Genomic DNA, 20,313 nt, shown 5'->3' with positions numbered 1-20,313 from the left:
TCAGGCCTCGGCGCTGCGGCCTTTGAGGGCGAACAGGCCCTGCGGACGCTTCTGGATGAACAGCACGATCAGCACCAGCACGATGATCTTCGCCAGCACCGCGCCATAGAACGGCTCGATGAATTTGTTGATGAGGCCCAGCCCGAACGCACCGATGATCGTGCCGGCCAACTGCCCCACCCCGCCCAACACCACGGCCATGAAGGAATCGATGATGTAGCTCTGGCCGAGGTCCGGCCCGACGTTGCCGATCTGCGAGAGTGCGCAACCGCCCAGCCCGGCAATGCCCGCGCCGAATGCAAACGCGTAGCTGTCGACCTTCCACGTGCGCACGCCAACGCAGGCCGCCATCGTGCGGTTCTGCGTGGTGGCACGCACGAACAGTCCCAGGCGCGTGCGGTTGAGCACGGCCCAGGCGATCGCCACCACGGCCAGCGCAAACAGCAGGATGACGAGCCGGTTGTACGGCAGCACAAGGCCCTGCGTCAGGGCAACGCCGCCGCTCATCCAGCTCGGGTTCGCCACCTCCACGTTCTGCGCGCCAAAGATGGAGCGCACCGCCTGCATCAGCAGCAGGCTGATCCCGAAGGTGGCGAGCAGCGTTTCGAGCGGACGGCCATACAGGTGACGCAGCACCAGCCGCTCCAGTGCAAAGCCGACGACGGCCGCCGCCAGGAATGCGGCAGGCAGCGCTGCGGGCAGATACCAGTCGAACGCGTTCGGAAAGTAGTTGCGGAAGATCGTTTGCACCACGTACGTGGCGTACGCACCGATCATCAGGAACTCGCCGTGCGCCATGTTGATGACGCCGATGAGCCCGTAGGTGATGGCCAGCCCGAGCGCCGCGAGCAGCAGCACCGAACCCAGGCTCAGTCCGGCAAACAGGTTGCCGATCAGTTCTGATTTGCGCTCCTGTGCAGCCAGACTGTCGAGCGCTTGCTGTGCGGCGGCGCGCAGTTCATTGTCGGCGCCGCTGTCTTTGGCGAGCAGCGGCGCAATGCGCTGGCGCGTCTGAGGATTGGTGTCGCCCGCCAGCAACTTCAGCGCTTCGAGCTTCTCGGCATGTGTGCCGTCGTCGAGCGCGAGATTGGCCCACAACAGGTGCAGCTTGGTACGCAATTCCGGATCGGTTTCATGCTTGCGTGCCGCGTCGACAATGGGGCGCGACGCCGTTTCGGGATGCGCGAGCAACGTATCGACGGCCTGGGCACGCACGGCACGGTCGGGCGATTGCAGCACGAAGCCGCTCGCCGCGCTGTCCACTTGCGCACGCAGGGCATTGTTCAGTGTGAGGGATTGCAGATCGTCGGCCTTGACGGTGACGGGCTGGCCAGTGATCGCATCCAAGTACTTGTCGCCGTCCTGACGCACCATGCCGGCGGCGGGCGCGAAGAACAGCGCGTCATTCTGCAAGGCTTGCAGGATCGGGCCGGCCTGCTCCGCAGGTGCAGCGGCCAGTGCATTGAGTGTCTTCACCTTGGCATCGAAGTCGTCTTCGGCCAGGGGCTTGAGATCGGCCTGGGTCAAGGGTTGTCCGGCCGCCCACGCAGATACCGCGGGCATCGCAGTCAGACAGAAGGCGCACAGCAGTGCGGCAAGGGAATGAAACAACCAGCGGGACAAGCGCATCATGGCAATCCGATGCGTGGCGGCCGATGCCGAGATCGGTCCGCCACGTCGTACAGCGTCGTTCAAAGGACCGGCCACGTCAGACACGTGACCCGCCCGCCTGACCACATTACTTGCTTGCAACCATGTCAGGCTTGCCCTCGTTGCCCGGGATGTACGGGCTCCACGGCTTGGCACGGATCACCGTCGGCGTCTTCCACACGACGTTGAACTGGCCGTCGCCACGCACCTCGCCAATCATCACGGGCTTGCTCAGGTGATGGTTGTTGTTCATCACCAGCGTGAAGCCAGACGGTGCCTTGAACTGCTGGCCGTACATCGCCTTGCGGACCTTGTCCACGTCGGTCGAGCCAGCCTTCTCGACAGCCTGCTTCCACATCATGATGCCGACGTAGGTGGCTTCCATCGGGTCGTTGGTGACGCGCTTGTCGCCGCCGGGCAGGTTGTTGGCCTTGACCCATGCAGCCCACTTCTTCTTGAAGTCGTCGTTGACGGGGTTCTTGACCGACATGAAGTAGTTCCATGCGGCCAGATGGCCCACCAGCGGCTTGGTGTCGATGCCGCGCAGTTCTTCTTCACCCACCGAGAAGGCCACCACCGGCACGTCCTTGGCCTTCAGGCCCGCGTTGCCGAGTTCCTTGTAGAACGGCACGTTGGAGTCGCCATTGATGGTCGACACCACGGCCGTCTTGCCGCCCTGCGCAAACTTCTTGATGTTGGCGACGATGGTTTGGTAGTCGGAGTGGCCGAACGGGGTGTAGACCTCTTCGATGTCGCTGTCCTTCACGCCCTTGCTGTGCAGGAACGCGCGCAGGATCTTGTTGGTCGTGCGCGGATACACGTAATCGGTACCGAGCAGGAAGAACCGCTTGGCGCCGCCGCCCTCCTTGCTCATCAGGTATTCCACGGCCGGAATGGCCTGCTGGTTGGGCGCCGCGCCGGTGTAAAAGACGTTCTTCGACATCTCTTCGCCTTCGTATTGCACGGGGTAGAACAGCAGGCCGTTCAGCTCTTCATAGACCGGCAGCACCGACTTGCGCGACACCGACGTCCAGCAGCCGAACGTCACGGCCACCTTGTCCTGCGTCAGCAGCCCGCGCGCCTTCTCGGCAAACAGCGGCCAGTTCGACGCCGGGTCCACCACCACCGGCTCCAGCTTGCGGCCCAGCACGCCACCACTCTTGTTGATCTCGTCGATCGTCATCAGCGCGACGTCTTTCAGCGACGTCTCGGAGATGGCCATCGTGCCCGACAGCGAATGCAGGATGCCGACCTTGATCGGTTCTTTGGCCTGGGCAAACGCGAGGCTCGACACGGACAACAGCGTTGCGGCGGCGACGGCAGACAGCTTCAACAGCTCACGACGTTTCATTGCGGCTCCTTGGGTTTATTGGTGGCGAGAACGACTCCCGGGGCCCAAAAGTGCAACTACCGTGCCATCGCATTTGGCTCGTTCAAAGGGAAATACGCGCCAAAACGGTGCTGAAGCCGCGCCAAGTCAGCGCATTTGTTCGTTGGAATGCGCCCGCTTGGGGCGCGTAAAGACAAGCACAAAACAAGCGGAGTGCAAGCGCACGCCAGTGCAAAAAGAAAGGCCGGCATTGCGCCGGCCTGGGGAACATGAGAAAGACGCGACTCAGGAATAGCGGCGAGAGATCGATTCGGCAACGCACACCGGGCGATCCTGCCCTTCGCGTTCGATGGTCACCGCCCAGGTCATCTGGGCGCCCGTCAGCGTGGGGGCATTGGGCAATGGCGGCAGCGCTTCCATTTCCACCAGCTTCACGCGGGCGCGCACACGGCTGCCCACCGGCACGGGTGCGGTGAAGCGGACCTTGTTCAGGCCGTAGTTCACGCCCATCTTCACGTCTGACATCTCGATCGCGTTGGCCATCAGCATGGGCAAAAGCGACAGCGTGAGGAAGCCGTGCGCCACCGGCGCGCCAAACGGCGACTCGCGCTTGGCACGCTCCACATCGACGTGAATCCACTGGTGATCGCCCGTGGCCTCGGCAAAGAGGTTGACCTGCTGCTGCGTGATCTCGGTCCAGTCGCTCACGGCAACTTCCTGGCCGATCAAACCTTTGAGCTCGTCGAGCGATTCGATGATGCGCATCTGGGTTGTCTCCTTGTTGTGATGGAATGGCGAGCGATCAGGCTTGCGGACGGCGACCGAACAGGCCCATGCCCGTGACGGTACAGACGAGTTCGCCGCGCTGGTTGCGAGCCTCCCAGCGGTTGACGGCCACGCCGCGATCCGGCTTCGACTGCGACGGACGCACTTCCATGCAGGTGCTCGACACCGACAGCGTGTCGCCCGGATACACCGGCTTCATCCAGCGGATTTCATCCACGCCGGGCGAGCCCATGCTGGCCGCCTTGCCGAGAAACCCCGTCACCATCAGCCGCATCATGATCGAGCAGGTCATCCAGCCGCTGGAAATAATGCCGCCGTAGATGCTGTGCTTGGCGGCTTCCGCATCGATGTGGAACGGCTGCGGATCGTACTGCCGCGCGAAGGTCAGGATCTCTTCTTCGGTAACCGTGTAGGTGCCCATCTGCAGCGTGCGGCCGACTTCGAAATCGTCGAAGTAGAACTCGTACGAACGCGCTGTTTCTGCCCTTTCGTTCTCTGCCATCTCGTCTCCTCCAAATGACAACGCCCCGCACGAATGCGGGGCGTTCAGGTTTGCCGTTACGCCGCTTGCTGGAAGCCGGGCAGCGATGCGAAGCGTGCCAGGTGATGGTCCACGTCGCCCAGCGTCGTGTTGATCATTGTCAGCCGCTTGAACATGTGCGCGGCCGGCAATTCGTTCGTCACGCCCATGCCGCCGTGCAGTTGCACGGCCTCCTGACCAACGTCACGCGCTGCCTGGCCGACACGCGCCTTGGCCGCCGACACGTAGCGGCGGCGTGCCTCGACATCGCCATCTTCAAAGTGCGCAGCAGCCAGATAGGTAATCGAACGGGCCTGCTCTGCGTGGATGAACATATCGACCATGCGGTGCTGCAATGCCTGGAAGCGCGCGATGGGCACGCCAAACTGCTGGCGGGTCTTGGTGTACTCCAGCGTTGCGGCGTTCAGCGCATCGATCAGGCCGATCGCTTCTGCGCACAGCAGGACACAACCAAGATCGGCCACGGCATCGATGGTTTCCCACGCCTCGCCCGCTGTGCCCAGTAGCGTTGCCGGTGCGTTGTCGAAGCGGATGTCGGCAGCACGCAGGTTGTCGATCGTGCGGTAGTCCTTGACCGTGACGCCGGCGGCGTTGCGGTCGACCACGAAGAGCGACAGGCCCGACGTATCACGCGCTTCGCCGCCCGTGCGTGCCGAAACGATCAGCTTGTCAGCCTGTGCGCCGTGCACCACCACCGCTTTCTCGCCCGTGAGCGTCCAGCCGTTGCCCTGCTGCGCAGCGCGCGTGGTGACGTTGAAAAGCTCATAGCGCGATTGGGGCTCGCCGAAGGCAATGGCCAGCTTCACGGCGCCGCCAGCGACTTCTTCAAGCAAGGCATCCTGACCGCCAGCGAGCTTGAGCGCCTGCGCGCCCAGCACGGTGGCCTGATACGGCTCTACAACCAGACCGCGGCCGAGTTCCTGCATGACGACCAGCAGGTCCATCGCGCGGCCGTCGAAACCGCCTTGTGCTTCGGGCACGGGCAGTGCAGTCAGGCCCAGTTCGGCCAGCGCATCCCAATGACCTTGCGACACACCTTCCGGCGAGTACACCACCTTGTTGCGCGCCTCAAAGCCGTAGTCCTTGTCGATGAAGCGGCGCACTGCATCGGCCAGTTGCTTCTGTTCGTCGGTGAACGAGAAATCCATGTTTGTCTCCGCTATGTGTTCTGTCGCCGTTCTGATCAGACGCCAAGGATCATCTGCGAGATGATGTTGCGCTGGATTTCGTTCGACCCGCCGTAGATCGAGGTCTTGCGATAGTTGAAGTAATAGGGTGCCAGCGGCGCGGCATCGTTGTCGCCCGTGACGGCCTGCGGCACATCGCCCTCGAGGTAGTCCGGGTCGAACGGCTGGGCATACGGCCCCACGGCCTCGACCATCAGTTCGGTCAGCAACTGCTGGATCTGCGTGCCCTTGATCTTCAGCAGCGATGCCTCGGGGCCCGGGCCCTTGCCGGCGTTCTCGCTCGACACCACACGCAGCACTGTCATCTCCAGCGCCAGCAATTCAATTTCGAGCGAGGCGATCTTGGCGGCGAACATCGGATCTTGCAGCAACGGCTTGCCGTTCTTCTGATGCTGCAACGCGACGCGCTTGAGGAATGCGAGTTCGCGCTTCGAATTGCCCACGCGAGCAATGCCGGTCCGCTCATGACCAAGCAGGTACTTGGCATACGTCCAGCCGCGGTTCTCTTCGCCGATGAGGTTTTCGACCGGCACCTTCACGTTGTCGAAGAACACCTCGTTCACCTCGTGCTCTTCGTCGAGCATGATGATCGGGCGAACGGTAATGCCCGGCGTCTTCATGTCGATCAGCAGGAACGAGATACCCTCCTGCTTCTTGGCCTCCGGGTCCGTGCGGACGAGGCAGAAAATCATGTCGGCGTGCTGGCCGAGCGTCGTCCAGGTCTTCTGGCCATTGACGATGTAGTGGTCACCTTCGCGTACCGCGCGCGTCTTCAGCGAGGCGAGGTCGGAGCCCGAGCCGGGCTCCGAATAGCCCTGGCACCACCAGTCGGTACAGTCCAGGATGCGCGGCAAGTAGTAGCGTTTCTGCGCTTCGTTGCCGTACTTCATGATGACGGGCGCGACCATGCTGACGCCGAACGGCAACACGCCGGGCGCACCGACCTGCGCGCACTCTTCATCCCAGATGTGTTTTTGGATGGGGGTCCAGCCGGTGCCGCCCCATTCGACCGGCCAGTGCGGGACCGACCAGCCCTTGCCCGCCAAAGCCTTGTGCCAGCGTACGAAATCGTCGCGGTTCAGGCGGCGGTGGTTCAACACCTTGTCTTGGATGTCCTTGGGCAGATTGGCTTGCAGCCAGCCGCGGACTTCCTGGCGGAACGCATCATCGGCCGCCGAGTAGTTCAGATCCATGCCTGTCTCCTGTGGTTGGCTCTCCACCGCGGCAAATCGATGGAGAACGTTCTGTCGGACCGGCGCGGACCTGAATCGGGCGACTAGTGCACGGGCTGCTTGAGCGCGTCGGGCACCAGCAGCGGCATCACGTCGATGCCTTCCTCCGCCAGTTCCTGCGCTTCTTCCCGAGATGTCGTCCCGCGAATGCCCCGCTCCGGCGCCTCGTTGTAGTGCATGCGGCGCGCCTCTTCTGCAAACCGCTCGCCGACGTCCTCGGTATTGGCAAGGACATGGCGCACGGCTTTCAGGTAGAGCTGTTGCAGGGTCGCGGGCACACCGCTCTCGCTTTCGGCCGCCTTGCCAGCGCCGCTCTTGTGGACGGACTCCGGACGAGACGACGATAGATTCAGGCGGGGCGCACTCGGCAAACGCTCAACCTCGTTGTGACCGCAAACTGGGCACGTCAATAGCCCGCGCTCTTGCTGCGATTGCAGATCGGCATCGGAGCCGAACCAGCCTTCGAAGCGGTGGTCATTGGCACAGCGGAGGTCCAGCACTTTCATGATCGGTCCAGCGCATGGGGACGAGTGTATCCCCGATTCGAAAATTTGTGAACGGTCGTGCTAATTTTTTCGCACGACCGTTCGCTATGGTAACAACGACAGGAAAACGGTGTGATCAAGCGACGGCTGTAAGCGCCTCAGACTGCACCCGGCGTCCACGCGCCTGACAGAATCTTCTCAAGCCAGAACGTGCCGATGATGGTCTTCACGTCGGAAATCTTACCTTCGCGCACCCAATCGATCAGTTGGCCGGCCGGCGTGACGAAGGTCTCGAGAAATTCGCCTTCATCTAGCATTGCCGTACCTTGTTTAAGATCGCGTGCGAGATAGATGTCGATGAACTCGGTGGAATACGAAATGACCGGATGAATGCGCGTGAGGTAGTCCCAGCGCTCGGCCGTGTAGCCGGTTTCCTCGCGCAGTTCGCGCTTGCCGCATGTGAGCGCACCTTCCTCCGGATCGAGCTTGCCTGCCGGGAACTCAATCATCACCTTGCCGACCGGGTAGCGGAACTGACGCTCCATCAATACGGTGCCGTCATCGAACAGCGGGATCATCATCACCGCGCCCGGGTGAATCAGGTATTCGCGGCTCGCATTGCGGCCGTCCGGCAGGCGAACAATGTCGTGCTTGAGCGTAAGAAATTTGCCTTGGTGCATCAACGCAGATGCGACCTGCGTCTCGCGCAGACCGGCGTCGGGGTCCTGCGTCGTCTCAGGAGTGGCGTTCAGCGGGGTGTGATCGGACATGGCGCTCTCTCATGCCGAGACAGCGAGAACCTGCCCGGCGGGAATTAACGGGAATCGCGGGGATGGCGAACCAGGTATTGCCACGTAAAGCCGGGAAACGCGAAAACCAGCATCAAGCAAGCGGTGATCGCGTAAAACTGCCAGCCTTGCGGAAATGCATTGCCCTGGCTCGATTCGATACCAAAGCCGATCAGCCCAACCACAACGTACATGGCAATCAGCTCGGTGCCGCGCAGCCAGAACGGCTTGCGCGGCCAGCGTGCCGGCACCAGTGCCAACACGCGTTGATTGACGAACGGCAGGTTGGCACAGATGAGTGCCAACACGATGACAAACAGACCGCCCGTCGACGTAGTCATGGTGCTCGGCGTCTTACGAAGCCAACGTCAGGCGGATTGCCTGATAGCACACCGCCATCAGGCCGGCCGGGAAGATACCCAGCAACAGCACCAGCAAGCCATTGATCGACAGCAACGAGCGCAGGCCAAAGGTGGCCTCCACGGGGCCCTCGTCCGCCGGCGCATCGAAATACATGACCTTGATGACACGCAGGTAGTAGAACGCCCCCACCAGCGAGAACAGCACGGCCACCACGGCTAACCACGGCATTCCGGCATCAACCACCGCCCCCAGGACCGACAGTTTGGCGTAGAAGCCCACCGTCGGCGGCAGGCCCGCCAGCGACATCATGATGAACAGCATCAGCAGCGCAAACCACGGGCTCTTTTTCGACAAGCCCTTGAGGTCGGCAATCTCTTCCGCTTCGTAGCCCTTACGCGCCAACAGCAAGATGATGCCGAAAGCGCCGAGTGCGGTCAGCACGTAGGTGATCGCGTAGAACATCGACGCGCTGTAGGCCTGTGCCGTCAAATCCGGCTTGCCGGAGCTGACGCCTGACACCAAGCCCAGCAGCAGGAAGCCCATGTGCGAGACCGTCGAATAGCCCAGCAGACGCTTGAAGTTGGTCTGAACAACGCCCGTGATATTGCCGATAGCCAGCGACACAACGGCCAGCACGATCAGCATGTTCTGCCAGTCGAACGCCAGCGGCAGCAAGCCTTCCACCAGAATGCGCAGCGTCATCGCGAACGCAGCCACCTTCGGTGCGCCGGCGATCAGCAGCGTCACGGCCGTCGGCGAGCCTTGGTACACGTCCGGCACCCACATGTGGAACGGCGCCACGCCCAGCTTGAAACCCAGACCGGCAACGATGAACACCACGCCGAACACGAGGATCGTCTTGTTGATCTCGCCGTTCTTGATGGCGTCAAACACCTTGCCCAGCTCCAGCGAGCCGGTTGCGCCGTACAGCATCGACATGCCGTACAGCAGCAGGCCCGATGCCAGTGCTCCCAGGATGAAATACTTCATGGCCGATTCGGACGACACGTTCGAACGGCGGCGCAGCGCCACCAGCGTGTACGACGCCAGCGACAGCAATTCCAGGCCCAGATAAAGCACAAGGAAGTTGTTGCCGGTGATCATCACCACCTGCCCACCCAGCGTGAACAGGGCGAACATGTAGAACTCGCCCGCATACATGTCGCGGTCGGCAAGATAGCGGCGCGTGTAGACGAGCGTGGCAAACAGCGTAAGCGCGCAGAACGACGCCAGCACGTTGGCCATCGGGTCGATCACGGCCATATTGCCGAAGACGTAGTGCGTCTCACCGTTCGCGGCGTTCAGCCCGAACCACACGGCCAGCACCAGCGTGATCACCAACGAAACCGGATACGCCACGCTGCTTCGTTTCTGGCCGCGCGCCAGGTCAATCCAGTTGACTGCACCAATGCCCAGCGCGAGAAAAACGATTGGGGCAACAGCCGCAATAGAGGAGGACGATTGCATAGTTTCTTCTCGCTGCTTACAGCTTCGACTGAGCCACGTGGGTCAGCAGGTTGACCACGGACGCATGCATGACATCGGTGAAAGGTTTCGGATACAGACCCATGTACAGGGTGGCGACCGCCAGCACGCCCAGCATGAAGAACTCGCGGCAGTTCAGGTCCTTCAATTCGGCCACGTGCTTGTGGGTCACATCACCGAAGATCACGCGCTTGACCATCCACAGCGAATACGCTGCACCAAAAATCAGTGCCGTGGCGGCCAGCAGACCAATCCAGAAATTGAATTTGACCGAACCCAGGATCACCATGAATTCGCCAACGAAACCCGAGGTTGCCGGGAGGCCGCAGTTGGCCATCGCAAAGAACACCGACAGCGCCGCGAACTTCGGCATCGTGTTCACCACACCGCCGTAATCGGCGATCTGACGTGAGTGCACCCGGTCGTACAGCACGCCGATGCACAGGAACATCGCGCCGGAGATGAAGCCGTGCGAGATCATCTGGACGATACCGCCCTCCACACCGATCTCGTTGAAGATGAAGAAGCCCAGCGTGACAAAGCCCATGTGGGCGATCGACGAATAAGCGACCAGCTTCTTCATGTCGGCTTGCACCAGCGCGACCAGGCCGATGTAGATCACAGCAACCAGCGAGATCGCAATGATGAACGCGGACAGGCTATGGCTGGCATCCGGCGCGATCGGCAGCGAGAACCGCAGGAAACCGTAAGCGCCCAGCTTCAGCATGATGGCCGCCAGCACCACGGAACCACCAGTCGGCGCCTCCACGTGGGCATCCGGCAGCCAAGTGTGCACCGGCCACATCGGCACCTTCACGGCAAAGGCCATGAAGAACGCGAGGAAGATCAGGATCTGCTCGTTCATCGACAGCTTGACCTGATGCCACTGCAGAATTTCAAACGTGCCGCTGTGAAAGTACAGATACAGCAGCGCGACCAGCGTCAGCAACGAGCCCAGCAACGTGTACAGGAAGAACTTGAATGCCGCATAGACGCGGTTCGGGCCGCCCCACACGCCGATGATGATGTACATCGGGATCAGCGTGGCTTCAAAGAACACGTAGAACAGCAGACCGTCGAGCGACGCAAACACGCCGATCATCAGACCCGACAGGATCAGGAACGCGGCCATGTACTGGGCCACACGCTCGGTGATCACTTCCCAGGCGGCAATGACCACGATGACGGTAATGAATGCAGTCAGCACCACGAACCACATCGAGATGCCGTCGACACCCAGGTAGTAGCTGATGTGGAAGCGCTCGATCCACGACGACTTCTCGACGAACTGCATCGCAGCCGTCGTCTTGTCGAAACGCGTGATCAGCGGCAACGTCATCACGAAGCTGATCAGCGAGCCGATCAGCGACATCCAGCGGACATAACCGGGATTGCGGTCTGAGCCCGAGGCCAGCACCAGCACGCCGAAGAAGATCGGCAGCCAGATCGCAAAAGACAGAACCATTTTTGTAATCCCTTATTTGCCTGCCAGGAACACGAAATACGTCAGCAGCCCAACCGTGCCGATGATCATCGCGAACGCATAGTCATAGATGAAGCCGGACTGGAGCAGGCGCACGACAGTCGCGAACCAGCCCACCAGACGCGCGCTGCCGTTGACGACAACACCGTCGATCACGCCCTGATCGCCGCCCTTCCACAGGCCACGGCCGAACTTGACCGCACCGTTGGCAAAGACGATCTCGTTGATCTTGTCCATGTAGTACTTGTTGTCCAGCAGCTTGTAGACGCCAGAGAAATGCTTGGCAATCGCTGCCGGGATATCCGGGCGCTTCAGGTAGAAGAACCACGACAACACGACGCCCGCCAGCAACAGGATGAACGGTGCCGACGTAAAGCCGTGCAGCGCCATCTCGACCCAGCCGTGGAAGTCTTCAGCCAACACCTTCATTGCCTCGTGGTTGTCAGCATTGAAGATGACTTCCGAGAACACCACACCGTGCTTGAAGAACTCCCCGAACAGCATCGGCTGGATTGCCATTGCACCGATGATGACCGACGGAATCGCCAGCAGGACCAGCGGCACCGTCACCACCCACGGCGACTCGTGCGGCTTTTGGCCCGGGGCCAGACCATGGTGATGATCGTGGTCGCCCTCTTCCTCTTCATGGTGATCGTCGTGATGAGCGTGGGCCTTGCCGAAACGCTCTTCACCGTGGAACACCAGGAAGTACATGCGGAACGAGTAGAACGCGGTCACGAACACGCCGGCCAGCACCGCCCAGTAAGCGAAGCCAGCGCCCGGCAGGTGCGATTCGCGCACCGCTTCGATGATCGAGTCCTTCGAATAGAAGCCCGCGAAGAACGGCGTGCCAATCAACGCCAGCGATCCCACCAGTGACGTCAGCCAAGTGATCGGCATGTACTTGCGCAGGCCGCCCATGTTGCGCATGTCCTGATCGTGGTGCATACCGATGATGACGGAGCCCGCGCCGAGGAACAGCAGCGCTTTGAAAAACGCGTGCGTCATCAAGTGGAACACGGCTACTTGATAAGCCGACGCGCCCAGCGCGACGGTCATGTAGCCCAACTGAGACAGCGTGGAGTACGCCACCACCCGCTTGATGTCCGTCTGGATGATGCCCAGGAAGCCCATGAACAGCGCAGTGATGGCGCCGATGATCAGCACGAACGACAGTGCGGTGTCCGAGAGCTCGAACAGCGGCGACATGCGCGCGACCATGAAGATGCCGGCGGTCACCATGGTGGCCGCGTGAATCAGCGCAGAAATCGGGGTCGGACCTTCCATCGAGTCCGGCAGCCACACGTGCAGCGGGAACTGCGCCGACTTACCCATCGCGCCGATGAACAGGCAGATGCAAGCGACCGTCAGCATGTGCCAATCGGTGCCCGGGAAGCCGATCGTGGCCAGGTTGTCGCGGGCGGCAAACACGTCGGCATAGCTCAGGCTGCCGCTGTATGCCAGCAGCAGACCGATGCCCAGCACGAAACCAAAGTCACCCACGCGGTTCACCAGGAACGCCTTCATGTTGGCGTAGATGGCCGTCGGACGCTTGAACCAGAAGCCGATCAGCAGGTACGACACCAGACCCACAGCTTCCCAGCCGAAGAACAGCTGCAGGAAGTTGTTGCTCATCACGAGCATCAACATCGAAAACGTGAACAGCGAGATGTACGCGAAGAAACGGTTGTAGCCGTCATCTTCCGCCATGTAGCCGATGGTGTAGATGTGCACCATCAGCGAGACGAAGGTCACCACGCACATCATCATCGCCGTGAGCGAATCGATGAGGAAGCCGACTTCCATCTTCAGCGAGCCAACCGTCATCCATTCATAGACGGTGCCGTTGTAGCCGGCACCATTGATGACGTCGGACAGCGTCAGCGCCGACAGAATGAAGGCGATCGCAACACCAAGGATGGTGACGCTGTGGGATGCCGTGCGGCCGATCTTCTCGCCAAAGAACTTGGTGCCGAACAGCCCGGCGATCGCCGCGCCGGCCAGCGGCGCGAGCGGGATCGCCAGCAGCAGGTTGGGATTGAGCGTGGTAGCCATGGAACGCTTCTTATAGGTGGATGCGGAGGTCAGCCTTTCAGGCTGTCCAGATCGTCGACGTTGATGGTGTCCAGATTACGGAACAGCACCACCAGGATGGCGAGACCGATCGCGGATTCCGCCGCGGCCACCGTCAGGATGAAAAACACGAACACCTGCCCTGCCAGATCGCCCAGGTAATGGGAGAACGCAACGAAGTTCAGGTTGACCGCCAGCAGCATCAATTCGATCGCCATCAGCAGCACGATGACGTTCTTGCGGTTCAGGAAGATGCCGACGATGCTGATGGCAAACAGCACCGCGCCGAGCACGAGGTAATGGGCAAGGGATAGCGAAGACATATGGGTTCTCCCGGGGCTCAGCTCTTGGATTCAGCCGAAGCTGCGCCAGCCGACTTTTCAGACGGCATCGAGACCAGACGCACACGGTCCTTGCGCTTCACGCGGATTTGATCAGACACGTTCTGGGCCTTGGTGTCCTTGCGGCGGCGGGCGGTCAGGGCCACGGCCGCGACAATCGCCAGCAGCAGCACTGCGCCAGCGACTTCAAAGGCATAGATGTAATCGGTGTAGATGAGCTTCCCGAGCGCCTGCGTGTTCGGACCAGTAAAGCCCTTGGGCAACTCCTGCACGGGCTGTACGCGCCCCATGAAGGTTTTGGTCAGCACGACGGCCATTTCGAGGATGATGACCACGCCCACGAACGCTGCCATTGGCACGTACGTCCAGAAATCGCGTCGCAAGTGCTCGATGTCGATATCGATCATCATCACCACGAACAGGAACAGCACCATCACTGCCCCAACGTAGACCAGCACCAGCGTGATGGCGAGGAACTCGGCCTTGAGCAGCATCCAGATCGCCGCCGCGGTAAAGAACGAGAGCACGAGGAACAGCGCCGCGTGTACCGGGTTCTTCGCGGTGATGACCTTCAGCGCTGCGAGCACCAGCACGAGCGCGAAACAGTAGAAGATGATCGTCGTGATTTCCATGATCCTGGCACGGGCCGTTTTGCGGCACGCGCTTGTCCAAAGCCGCGATGGCGTAACGCCACCGCAACTGGTTGGCTCTCAAAGAGCCGTTGTCCAACCGGGATGTCAACTGCACCGCCCGCCAACCGCACGGCGGACGTTCTGAATCAGCGGTACTTTGCGTCGGCCGCCTTGTTGGCCGCAATTTCCGGCTCGAAGCGATCACCCACGGCCAGCAGCATGTCTTTGGTGAAATACAGGTCGCCGCGCTTTTCACCGTGGTATTCCAGGATGTGCGTCTCGACGATGGCGTCCACCGGGCAAGCCTCTTCGCAGAAGCCGCAGAAAATACACTTGGTCAGGTCGATGTCGTAGCGCGTGGTGCGGCGAGTGCCGTCGTCGCGCTGGTCTGACTCGATCGTGATGGCCAGAGCCGGGCATACGGCCTCGCACAGCTTGCAAGCGATGCAACGTTCCTCGCCGTTCGGATAGCGACGCAGTGCATGCAAACCGCGGAAGCGCGGCGACAGCGGCGTCTTCTCTTCCGGAAAGAGAACAGTGATCTTGCGCGCAAACAGGTAGCGCCCGGTCAGCGCCAGCCCCTTGAAGAGTTCCTTCAGGAGCAGGCTGTTAAAGAATTCCTTGATGGCAAGCAACATGGTGCCTTCCTATTGTCCCGTTACTTCCAGATGTTCCACGGCGACACCAACCAGATGGCGACGACGACAAGCCAGCCCACAGTGAGCGGAATGAAGATCTTCCAGCCCAGACGCATGATCTGGTCATAGCGATAACGCGGGAACGATGCACGCAGCCAGATGAACACCGACAGCAGCAGGAAAACCTTGATGAGCAGCCAGAAGAAGCCCGGAATCCAGTTGAGAACCGGTGCATCAATCGGCGAGGCCCAGCCGCCCAGGAACAGCGTTGCCGTCAGCGCCGAGATCACGATCATGTTGATGTACTCGGCCAGGAAGAACAGCGCGAACGCCATGCCCGAGTATTCGATCATGTGGCCAGCCACGATTTCCGATTCGCCTTCCACCACGTCGAACGGGTGGCGGTTGGTTTCTGCCACGCCCGAGATGAAGTAGACGCCAAACATCGGCAGCAGCGGCAGCCAGTTCCACGAGAGGATGTTGATGCCGTGGCCAGCAAAGAAACCGCGGTTCTGCGAGTTGACGATGTCCGACAGATTCAGGCTGCCCGTCACCATCAGCACCGTCACGAGCGCGAAGCCCATGGCGATTTCGTACGAAATCATCTGCGCCGAGGCACGCATCGCACCCAGGAATGCGTACTTGGAGTTCGAAGCCCAGCCGGCCAGGATCACGCCGTACACGCCCACCGAGCTGATCGCCATCACGTACAGCAAGCCGGCGTTGATGTTCGACACCATGGCTTCGGCCTGGAACGGGATCACCGCCCAGATCGCCACGGCGGGCATCAGCACCATCAGCGGCGCGATGATGTACATGCCGCGGCTGACCGCGCTCGGCACCATGACTTCCTTGAGCAGCAGCTTGAGCACGTCGGCAATCGGCTGCAGCAGACCCATCGGGCCCACGCGGTTCGGGCCCAGACGCACGTGCATCCAGCCGATGAGCTTGCGCTCCCACAAGATCAGGTAGGCTACGCACAGCAGCAGCGGCAGAATGATGCAGACCGCGCGGACCAGCGTCCAGATCAGCGGCCACCACCCACCGAAGGTGGCGGTACCGAAAGAAGTAATCGACTCGATCATGTTGACCCTTACACCGTAGCCGCCAGCGCGGACGATTCAACCTTCTCAACGCTTACCGCGCCGAACATGGCACCCAGTTGTGCCGAAGCCTCGGTGGCGGCGGACACGCGGATCACACCGGAAGCCAGCGACTTGTCCAGCACGGCCGGCAGCACCACACTGCGCTGCCCCTGCGTCACGCGCACGGCGTCACCATCGACAAGGCCGAGTTGCGCATAGAGGTCAGCCGGCAAGCCAGCGCGCATTGCTGCGCGTGCTGCGGCCGTCAGCTGCAGCGAACCAGCGCGGCGTACGATCGGATCGGCGTGATAAATCGGCACATCGGCCAGACGTTCGATGCCGGCAGCGGAGGCAGCGGGAACGGTGGTCTGCGCGATCGTCGTATTCGACAAACGATCGGTGACCGGCTTGGTCAACACTTCGTCGCGCACCACTTCCGAGCTGTCGTATTCGAAGCCCGACACGTTCAGCAGGTTGCCCAGCACGCGCAGGACCTTCCACGCCGGGCGCGAATCACCCAGGCTGCGCACAACGCCGTTGAAGCTTTGCGGCAGGCCTTCGCAGTTGACGAAGGTGCCCGAGGTTTCCGTGAACGGCGCCGTCGGCAGCAGCACGTCGGCGTATTCGAGTGCAGCGCGAGAGGCAAACGGCGCCAACACGATCACCGTGTCAGCCTGATCCAGTGCCGCACGAGCCTGCACGGGATTCGCGCTATCGAATTCGGGTTCGGCGCCCAGGAGCACGTAAGCACGGCGCGGCTGCGCCAGCATAGCGGCGGCATCGAGGCCATTGCCTTGCGGCAGTGCACCAGCAATGTAGCCACCGACGGTGTTGGCCGCTTCCGTCAGGAAGCCCAGCGTCGCACCGGTTTGCTGCGCAACCCACTGAGCCAGCGCATGCAATTGCGAGAATTGCGGATGCGCTACAGCAGCGTTGCCGAGGAACACCGCCTTGCGTTCGCCCGACGCGAGACTTGCGGCGATGCGCTTAGCAACGTCACCGGCTTCGATGCCATCGGTCCCGCCCGGACGCGCAACGTTGTTGGCAGCAGCCACGGCCACCGCCACTTGCGACAGCAGCGATAGCCATTGCGACGGCGCGCCCAACAGTTGCGTGGCGGGCATCAGAAGGTCTTCGCCGCCGGCGCCGATCACATTCAGCTGACCACCCTTCTTGCCTGCCTGCCGCAGGCGCGCGGCCAGCAGAGGATGATCCTTGCGCAGGAACGCGCCCACCACCAGCGTGCGCTGCAGCAGCGACACGTCGGCGATCGGCATGCCGAGCCACGGAGCGCCCGTCGGCTTGACCGAGAAATCGGATTGACGCAGACGGAAATCGACGTTGTCGCTGCCAATGCCACGCACCAGCTTTTGCAGCAAGAACAGCTCTTCCAGCGTGCTGTGGGGGCTGGCCAATGCACCGATCTGCTCAGCGCCATGGTCACGCTTGATTTCGTTCAGGCCGTTGGCAACGTATTCCAGTGCCGTGGTCCAGTCGACAGCTTTCCACTGACCGCCTTGCTTGAGCATCGGCTGCGTCAGACGATCGTCGCTGTTCACGCCTTCATAGGCGAAGCGGTCCTTGTCGGACAGCCAGCATTCGTTGATGGCTTCGTTGTCCAGCGGCAGAACGCGCATCACGCGCTGGTTCTTGGTCTGGACAATCACGTTGGCGCCGAGGCCATCGTGCGGCGACACCGACTTGCGGCGTGCCAGCTCCCACGTACGGGCCGAATAGCGGAACGGCTTGCTGGTCAGCGCGCCAACGGGGCACAGATCGATCATGTTGCCGGACAGCTCGGAGTCAACAGTCTGACCGACAAACGTCGTGATCTCGGAATGCTCGCCACGATTGAGCATGCCCAGTTCCATCACACCGGCAATTTCCTGACCGAAGCGGACGCAACGCGTGCAGTGAATGCAGCGCGTCATCTCTTCCATGGAGATCAGCGGGCCCACGTTCTTGTGGAACACCACACGCTTTTCTTCCTGGTAGCGCGATTCCGACTTGCCGTAGCCCACGGCCAAGTCCTGCAACTGGCACTCGCCACCCTGGTCGCAGATCGGGCAATCCAGCGGGTGGTTGATCAGCAGGAACTCCATCACGGACTTCTGTGCCTTCACCGCCTTCTCGGAGTTGGTGAAGACCTTCATACCCGCGGTGACGGGCGTGGCGCAGGCCGGCAGCGCCTTGGGCGCCTTCTCGACCTCGACCAGGCACATCCGGCAGTTGGCCGCGACCGACAGTTTGCGGTGATAGCAGAAGTGAGGAATATAGGTGCCCGTCTGGCGAGCAGCCTCCATCACCAGGCTGCCTTCGGCAACCTCAACCTTCTTGCCATCGATTTCGATTTCAACCATGTTCTGCCACGCTTAAATGTAGGTGGGCACCATGCACTGCTTGTGTTCGACGTGATACGCGAACTCATCCCAGTAGTGCTTGAGCATGCCGCGGACCGGCATCGCAGCGGCATCGCCGAGCGCGCAGATGGTCCGGCCCATGATGTTTTCTGCCACGTTGTTCAGCAGGTCCAGGTCTTCCTGGCGGCCCTTGCCGTGCTCGATGCGGTCGACCACGCGATACAGCCAGCCGGTGCCCTCACGGCACGGCGTGCACTGGCCGCACGACTCTTCGAAATAGAAGTACGAAAGGCGCAGCAGCGACTTCACCATGCAGCGCGTTTCGTCCATCACGATCACAGCGCCCGAGCCCAGCATCGAGCCCGCCTTGGCGATCGAGTCGTAGTCCATGTCGGAAGCCATCATCAGGTCGGCCGGCACCACCGGCGCCGACGAGCCACCCGGGATGACCGCCTTGAGTTTCTTGCCGCCGCGCATGCCGCCGGCCAGCTCCAACAGTTTGGAGAACGGCGTGCCGAGCGGAATCTCATAGTTGCCCGGACGCTCCACGTCGCCGGACACCGAGAAGATCTTTGAGCCGCCGTTGTTCGGCTTGCCCATCTTCAGATAATTGTCCGGACCGATGGCCAGCAAGAACGGCACAGCGGCAAAGGTTTCGGTGTTGTTGATGGTGGTCGGCTTGCCGTACAGGCCAAAGCTCGCCGGGAACGGCGGCTTGAAGCGCGGCTGGCCCTTCTTGCCTTCCAGCGACTCGAGCAGCGCGGTCTCTTCGCCGCAGATGTACGCGCCATAGCCATGGTGCGCATGCAGCTGGAAGTTGAAGCCGGAACCCAGGATGTTGTCACCGAGGAAGCCCGCAGCCCGAGCCTCTTCAAGCGCCTGCTCAAAAATCTTGTATTCGTTCCAGATTTCGCCGTGGATGTAGTTGTAGCCCACGGTAATGCCCATCGCATAGCCGCCAATGGCCATGCCTTCGATCAGCGCGTGCGGGTTGTAACGGATGATGTCGCGATCTTTGAACGTACCCGGCTCGCCTTCGTCCGTGTTGCAGACCAGATACTTCTGGCCCGGGAACTGGCGCGGCATGAAGCTCCACTTCAAGCCGGTCGGGAAACCTGCACCGCCACGGCCGCGCAGGCCTGACGCTTTCACGTCAGCAATGACCTGTTCGGGGGTGATCTTCTCGGTGAGGATGCGCTTGAGCTGTTGATAGCCGCCGCGCTTGACGTAATCTTCGAGGTGCCAGTTGTCGCCGTTCAAGCCGGCGAGAATCAACGGCTGGATATGTCGATCGTGCAGAGAGGTCATTTACTTGCCTGCTCCGGTGGTCGGCGCCTTCGACTGGAGGTCAGCGATCAGCGCGTCGAGCTTCTCGTTGCTCATGAAGCTGCACATGTGGGTGTTGTTGACGATCATGACCGGCGCATCACCGCACGCGCCCATGCACTCGCCTTCTTTCAGCGTGAAGTTGCCGTCGGCCGTGGTTTCGTTGAAACCGATGCCGAGCTTCTTTTTCAGGTAATCGGCCGCGCGCTCGCCACCCGACAACGCGCACGGCAAGTTCGTGCACACCGACAGCTTGAAGCGGCCCACCGGCTTGGTGTCGTACATGTTGTAGAACGTCGCCACTTCCTCGACCCACACCGGCGGCATTTCGAGGTACTCGGCCACGAACTGCATGACTTCGGGCGAGACCCAGCCTTTCTCGCTCTGCGCGACCGCCAGCGCCGCCATCACGGCGGACTGCTTCTGGTCGGCGGGATATTTCGCGACCGCCCGGTCGATTTCCTTGAGAGCTTCTGCTGATAGCATGTTCGTTGCGATTGGTGCGGGACGCGGGGCGTGCTACCTAGC

The 20,313-nt window shown here is 61.5% G+C and carries 19 protein-coding genes; all 19 read right to left on the bottom strand.

What is annotated here, in order from left to right:
* Positions 1–1,632 (bottom strand): urea ABC transporter permease subunit UrtB, encoded by a 1,632-nt coding sequence (gene urtB / locus ACTJK4_RS24465; RefSeq protein ID WP_440819149.1) that lies wholly within the window; start codon positions 1,630–1,632, stop codon positions 1–3.
* 106 nt (positions 1,633–1,738) lie between these two features.
* Positions 1,739–3,001: an urea ABC transporter substrate-binding protein gene (urtA, locus tag ACTJK4_RS24460; RefSeq protein WP_232040451.1), complete on the bottom strand. Its 1,263-nt coding sequence runs from the start codon at positions 2,999–3,001 to the stop codon at positions 1,739–1,741.
* A 264-nt stretch (positions 3,002–3,265) separates the two neighbouring features.
* Positions 3,266–3,745, bottom strand: coding sequence for a MaoC family dehydratase (locus ACTJK4_RS24455; protein WP_232040452.1), 480 nt, complete (start codon positions 3,743–3,745; stop codon positions 3,266–3,268).
* 37 nt (positions 3,746–3,782) lie between these two features.
* Positions 3,783–4,268 carry a MaoC family dehydratase gene (locus tag ACTJK4_RS24450; RefSeq protein WP_322017256.1) on the bottom strand — a complete coding sequence of 162 codons (486 nt, stop codon included), beginning with the start codon at positions 4,266–4,268 and terminating at the stop codon, positions 3,783–3,785.
* Between the two features lie 56 nt (positions 4,269–4,324).
* Positions 4,325–5,455, bottom strand: coding sequence for an acyl-CoA dehydrogenase family protein (locus tag ACTJK4_RS24445; protein ID WP_322017257.1), 1,131 nt, complete (start codon positions 5,453–5,455; stop codon positions 4,325–4,327).
* A 35-nt stretch (positions 5,456–5,490) separates the two neighbouring features.
* Positions 5,491–6,687, bottom strand: coding sequence for an acyl-CoA dehydrogenase family protein (locus ACTJK4_RS24440; protein ID WP_232040455.1), 1,197 nt, complete (start codon positions 6,685–6,687; stop codon positions 5,491–5,493).
* 83 nt (positions 6,688–6,770) lie between these two features.
* A complete protein-coding gene (locus ACTJK4_RS24435; RefSeq protein ID WP_232040456.1) occupies positions 6,771–7,232 on the bottom strand; it encodes a DUF1178 family protein in 462 nt (153 codons plus the stop codon).
* A gap of 137 nt (positions 7,233–7,369) precedes the next feature.
* Positions 7,370–7,981: an NUDIX domain-containing protein gene (locus ACTJK4_RS24430; protein WP_232040457.1), complete on the bottom strand. Its 612-nt coding sequence runs from the start codon at positions 7,979–7,981 to the stop codon at positions 7,370–7,372.
* Positions 7,982–8,025: 44 nt separating this feature from the next.
* On the bottom strand, positions 8,026–8,340 hold the full coding sequence (locus ACTJK4_RS24425; RefSeq protein WP_232040458.1) for a DUF2818 family protein: 315 nt from the start codon (positions 8,338–8,340) through the stop codon (positions 8,026–8,028).
* 13 nt (positions 8,341–8,353) lie between these two features.
* Positions 8,354–9,829 carry an NADH-quinone oxidoreductase subunit NuoN gene (gene nuoN / locus ACTJK4_RS24420; RefSeq protein WP_232040459.1) on the bottom strand — a complete coding sequence of 492 codons (1,476 nt, stop codon included), beginning with the start codon at positions 9,827–9,829 and terminating at the stop codon, positions 8,354–8,356.
* Positions 9,830–9,845: 16 nt separating this feature from the next.
* Entirely contained in the window at positions 9,846–11,312 is a 1,467-nt protein-coding gene (locus tag ACTJK4_RS24415; protein WP_440819148.1) for an NADH-quinone oxidoreductase subunit M, read from the bottom strand.
* Positions 11,313–11,324: 12 nt separating this feature from the next.
* The gene (nuoL, locus tag ACTJK4_RS24410) at positions 11,325–13,385 is read right to left on the bottom strand and encodes an NADH-quinone oxidoreductase subunit L (RefSeq protein ID WP_440819147.1); all 2,061 of its coding nucleotides are present in this window, start codon (positions 13,383–13,385) and stop codon (positions 11,325–11,327) included.
* Positions 13,386–13,414: 29 nt separating this feature from the next.
* Positions 13,415–13,726: an NADH-quinone oxidoreductase subunit NuoK gene (nuoK, locus tag ACTJK4_RS24405; RefSeq protein WP_004630788.1), complete on the bottom strand. Its 312-nt coding sequence runs from the start codon at positions 13,724–13,726 to the stop codon at positions 13,415–13,417.
* 17 nt (positions 13,727–13,743) lie between these two features.
* Complete coding sequence (locus ACTJK4_RS24400; protein WP_024975296.1) at positions 13,744–14,376, bottom strand: NADH-quinone oxidoreductase subunit J; 633 nt, start codon at positions 14,374–14,376, stop codon at positions 13,744–13,746.
* Between the two features lie 146 nt (positions 14,377–14,522).
* On the bottom strand, positions 14,523–15,014 hold the full coding sequence (gene nuoI, locus ACTJK4_RS24395; protein WP_003261939.1) for an NADH-quinone oxidoreductase subunit NuoI: 492 nt from the start codon (positions 15,012–15,014) through the stop codon (positions 14,523–14,525).
* A 20-nt stretch (positions 15,015–15,034) separates the two neighbouring features.
* Positions 15,035–16,099, bottom strand: a complete 1,065-nt coding sequence (nuoH, locus tag ACTJK4_RS24390; RefSeq protein WP_009241059.1) for an NADH-quinone oxidoreductase subunit NuoH — start codon at positions 16,097–16,099, stop codon at positions 15,035–15,037.
* A gap of 8 nt (positions 16,100–16,107) precedes the next feature.
* Entirely contained in the window at positions 16,108–18,459 is a 2,352-nt protein-coding gene (nuoG, locus tag ACTJK4_RS24385; protein ID WP_440819146.1) for an NADH-quinone oxidoreductase subunit NuoG, read from the bottom strand.
* A gap of 12 nt (positions 18,460–18,471) precedes the next feature.
* On the bottom strand, positions 18,472–19,767 hold the full coding sequence (gene nuoF / locus ACTJK4_RS24380) for an NADH-quinone oxidoreductase subunit NuoF (protein WP_004630799.1): 1,296 nt from the start codon (positions 19,765–19,767) through the stop codon (positions 18,472–18,474).
* Positions 19,768–20,271 carry an NADH-quinone oxidoreductase subunit NuoE gene (gene nuoE / locus ACTJK4_RS24375; RefSeq protein ID WP_045206189.1) on the bottom strand — a complete coding sequence of 168 codons (504 nt, stop codon included), beginning with the start codon at positions 20,269–20,271 and terminating at the stop codon, positions 19,768–19,770.
* Between the last annotated feature and the right edge of the window lie 42 nt (positions 20,272–20,313).

Origin of the sequence: Ralstonia sp. 22111, assembly GCF_052045895.1 — a bacterium.
Taxonomy (GTDB): Bacteria; Pseudomonadota; Gammaproteobacteria; order Burkholderiales; family Burkholderiaceae; genus Ralstonia; species Ralstonia wenshanensis.
The sequence above is the reverse complement of the archived record's forward strand: the minus strand, read 5'-3'. Positions and strand labels throughout refer to the sequence as shown.